The organism is Ruegeria marisrubri (assembly GCF_001507595.1).
Taxonomy (GTDB): domain Bacteria; phylum Pseudomonadota; class Alphaproteobacteria; order Rhodobacterales; family Rhodobacteraceae; genus Ruegeria; species Ruegeria marisrubri.
Genome location: NZ_LQBQ01000017.1, coordinates 1 through 3,610, shown reverse-complemented (window position 1 = coordinate 3,610; position 3,610 = coordinate 1). Strand labels below are relative to the sequence as shown.

Here is a 3,610-nt window from a genome sequence, read left to right as displayed (position 1 = left end):
TGCCATTGCCGCCCGGACCGCAATCTTTCCGCCCGCCGTCGTCTGATTTCAGACGCGAACATCGGGCCGAACCTGTTCCACCAGAACCGGATCGTTTCGTGGCTGACGTCGATTCCACGTTCGTGCAGCAGGTCCTCGACATTCCGCAGAGAGAGCGGGAAGCGAACGTACATCATGACCGCCAAACGGATGATCTCGGGGCCCCTGTGGAATTACTTGAATGGATCACGTTTGGGCATGACCGAAAGCTGCGAAACCGCCCTGCCCGCCTCAAAAGGATTCCTTCTGACACCGCCCAAAACAGATCGCGACCCCGTGTTGACGGGACCGCTTCTCTCAAACCGATAGATGAGCCATACTTGACAACCGGTCAGCCGTCAGAACAACATTTTCAGGCTTAGCTGAAGGCTTTGACTGTCATAATCACTACCGAACGAGCCGCGATAGCCGCCCTGCAGTACGGTCTGCGTTCCACCCTGACCGGTCAAGTCCGTGGCAAATCCAAGCTCGACATCAACCCAGTTCTCATCGAAGCCCTCAACGGGGTGGTGTCAGACCAATTCTAACTCGTCTCTACAAGGGCAGGATGGCTGTCCCTTATTCGGCGCAGAGACCGCGCCACTCGGTTAGAGCGGCGGCGCGGTTCAGCTTGAAATGTGATCTTGAGGAGAGGCTTCGTTCCGAATTGAACAGGTTGTAGACCGAGGCGTGGACTGCGGCGAATTTCTGCAAACTTCGCATCCGCCGGAAGCGCAGCATAGCTCGTTCTCGTCGTCGGAACGGCAGATGAGAATTCTCGGCGCGGTTGTTCAACCAGCGTCCGGTTTCCTGGCGATCAGTTGCGCCGATTTCCCGCAGCGCAGCCCCGTAGGATCTGAGCCTGTCGGTCACGATCACTTCCGGACGCCCGTGCTTTCGCATTGCTTTCTTTAGAAATTTCAGCGCGGCTTTCTTGTCGCACGTCTTTGTGACGAAGCTTTCCAGAACCTCGCCCTCGTGATCCACAGCCCGCCAAAGGTAATGGCGTCGGCCGTTGATCTTCACGAACATCTCGTCAAGATGCCAGCGCCACTTGCTGGAGCACATGCCTTGGATCCGTCGTTTCCGGATCTCGGCGGCGAACATCGGGCCAAACCTGTGCCACCAAAACCGCACGGCTTCGTGGCTCACGTCGATGCCGCGCTCGTGTAGCAAATCTTCCACGTTCCGGAGCGACAGCGGGAACCGAACATACAGCATCACCGCCAGCCGGATGATCTCGGGGCTGGTTTTGAAATAGCGAAACGGGGATCGTTTGGTCATGGCCGGACGCTACAAAATCGCCATCCCCGTCTCAAGCTGGGTTGTTCTGACAGTGCCTAAAGGTTTCCTTTAGTGCAGCCAAATGAAATCACGCGTGCAAAGCAGTCGCACCCAGCCATACTGAGCATTGGGGCACAGGAAGCCGCCATGAAAAACGGAACCATGGGGAAGACGAGGCATGTTCACGCTTTATTGGGAATATCTGGCGGGATCGATTGTGGTTCAGGCAGTCCTTGAAGAAATCGGCGCAGACTATCGACTGCATTACGTGGACATGGGCGCTGACGCACATCGCGCCGCAGATTTCCTGCGCCTAAACCCAACCGGCCGCATACCGGCTCTTAGATACGCGGATGGCAAGACGATTGGAGAGACTGCCGCGATTGTTACGCTGCTAGGCGAGATGTATCCTGAGAGTGGGGTCGCTCCAGCGCCCGGTGATGATAATCGTGGAGAGTATCTGTTTTGGCTGAATGTCATGACGACCTCAGGCTACATGACGGCAGCACGCCTCGGCCACCCTGCGCGCTATGCGAACAGCAGCAAAGCGATTGAGGAGGTCGGCGCAAAAGCGGCTGTCGATTACGACGCCTTTTTCGATGTCATGGAGGGTGCGATTGCGGGCGATCCCTACTTCTTAGCGAGCGGTCTGACCGCACTGGATTTTTACGTCACAATGCTGACAGAGTGGCACGCCAACAAACCGTCTCTCTTTGACTCACGACCCAAGCTCAGCGCGCTTTGCAAATCTGTGAATGCAAGCCGTTCCTACAAGGCCGCAATGGAGACACATGCATTGCCTCCAGCCTGAGTATACATTCGGTCAATCGCTGCGGTTTGTTCCAGTAGCTGCTTTGCGGACGCAGCTGCCATTGCCGACCCAAACTTCAAAGTCTGCTTTTCAAAAATCCGTGCGCCCGAAGACAAAAGCCCCTTTTTTTGGCATAATGAGAGAATGTAGAACAAGGAAACCGACGACCTGCTTCGACTGCTGCGTGCTGAGTTGACAGCTGTTCATCAACAGTTCGTTCACATGCTTGCATTGCGGCAATGGCAGCGTGGTGAGCTCCTTGATCGGATTACTGCAATCGACACTGTCGACTTCAAGAATGCCATGCAGATCATCGATAGCTTGGTGTCTCGCGGAAACCTGGTCTCTCTGTCGTCCCACAGTTTCCGGCCGGGGTGCGATCTGACTTCGATCCTGTTCTCGGAAATGCAAATGGAGCAGCACCTCTCGGGGGTGATTGAGACACTGGATATCACTGGCGAAGCCGCGCGGGCCTATGTCGATGAAGCCGCCGCGCCGCGCGGAACGTATCGAGATTGGCTCAACGCGGAAATCGCCAAGCTGGAACCGATGGACAGGGGAGAAGACAGAACGCCCCCGTTACTAGCTTCCTTTATCGCTGAGCTGATTGCCTTAGTTGAGCAATCTATGCTGCATGCTTTCAAGCTTTGGCATTCCGGACAGAAAGCCGATGCCGACAATGCCTGGCGACTAAGCGGCGCTGCGATGCTCTACGGAACGGCGATTATCAAACGGGCCGCTCTAAGCGGTGACCTGCCAGCGCCTGCGGTATGTCCCGCAGTGCAAATGCAAGCGGATCGCACCACTGCGTTCGCGGCAGACATGACCCTAGTACAGAGATGTGCCAACATCGGTCGCAAGGCCGCAGATGCAAGTGGCGACACTGCCATGAGAAGGGTTTGCAGCAAGATTGCCGAAGACTGCGACATGATCTTGGATATGGAGCCTAGCGGCGAGTTTCCTGCCACGTTCGGCAGAAGCCCAGTTTTCGAAAGTTTTTCCGCTATTCGGGAAAAGCATCTCCGATAGAACGCCGCGCATCGAAGGAATGGGACTTGTCCGCCCGGTCTCTTATCATAGGCTGCCCGTCGTACGCGTGAGCGCTACAGGGAAATAACCTTCCAACTCGACATTGTGCGTCTCGGATCGCGTCGACAGTCCTTCACGCAAGAACAACGGTCAGCGCAAGTCTTCGGGAACAGGATTATCTCCCGCTGCCGTCACCAGAACTTCCGGCCGACCGTAGCGCCGCATCAATTTTCTGAGGAATTTCAGGGCGGCTCGCTTGTTTCGACGTTTCGTGACCACGGCTTCCAGAACTTCGCCTTCGTGATCAACAGCGCGCCACATGTAGTGACGTTCGCCGTTGATCTTCACAAAAACCTCGTCGACATGCCACTGCCATTGCCGCCCGGACCGCAATCTTTCCGCCCGCCGTCGTCTGATTTCAGACGCGAACATCGGGCCGAACCTGTTCCACCAGAACCGGATCGTTTC

General features: G+C 56.1%; 3 protein-coding genes and 2 pseudogenes. 2 read left to right on the top strand and 3 right to left on the bottom strand.

What is annotated here, in order from left to right; all coding sequences use genetic code 11:
• Both AVO45_RS20035 and AVO45_RS10670 read right to left on the bottom strand, forming a co-directional pair.
• Nucleotides 1-194 (bottom strand): annotated as a pseudogene (locus AVO45_RS20035) (IS6 family transposase); the annotation flags it as partial.
• Between the two features lie 403 nt (nucleotides 195-597).
• On the bottom strand, nucleotides 598-1,302 hold the full coding sequence (locus AVO45_RS10670) for an IS6 family transposase (protein ID WP_068346793.1): 705 nt from the start codon (nucleotides 1,300-1,302) through the stop codon (nucleotides 598-600).
• A 178-nt stretch (nucleotides 1,303-1,480) separates the two neighbouring features.
• Here AVO45_RS10670 and AVO45_RS10665 point away from each other — a divergent pair, with 178 nt between their 5' ends.
• Nucleotides 1,481-2,113: a glutathione S-transferase family protein gene (locus AVO45_RS10665; protein WP_068346792.1), complete on the top strand. Its 633-nt coding sequence runs from the start codon at nucleotides 1,481-1,483 to the stop codon at nucleotides 2,111-2,113.
• Nucleotides 2,114-2,335: 222 nt separating this feature from the next.
• Entirely contained in the window at nucleotides 2,336-3,142 is an 807-nt protein-coding gene (locus AVO45_RS10660) for a hypothetical protein (protein ID WP_068346790.1), read from the top strand.
• 189 nt (nucleotides 3,143-3,331) lie between these two features.
• Here the strand turns inward: AVO45_RS10660 and AVO45_RS10655 are convergent.
• Nucleotides 3,332-3,610 (bottom strand): annotated as a pseudogene (locus AVO45_RS10655) (DDE-type integrase/transposase/recombinase); the annotation flags it as partial.

Bases quoted from the DNA above. Each gene is read 5' to 3' on its own strand.
- AVO45_RS10665 (WP_068346792.1), top strand. From the start codon at position 1,481: ATGTTCACGCTTTATTGGGAATATCTGGCGGGATCGATTGTGGTTCAG.
- AVO45_RS10670 (WP_068346793.1), bottom strand. From the start codon at position 1,302: ATGACCAAACGATCCCCGTTTCGCTATTTCAAAACCAGCCCCGAGATC.
- AVO45_RS10660 (WP_068346790.1), top strand. From the start codon at position 2,336: ATGCTTGCATTGCGGCAATGGCAGCGTGGTGAGCTCCTTGATCGGATT.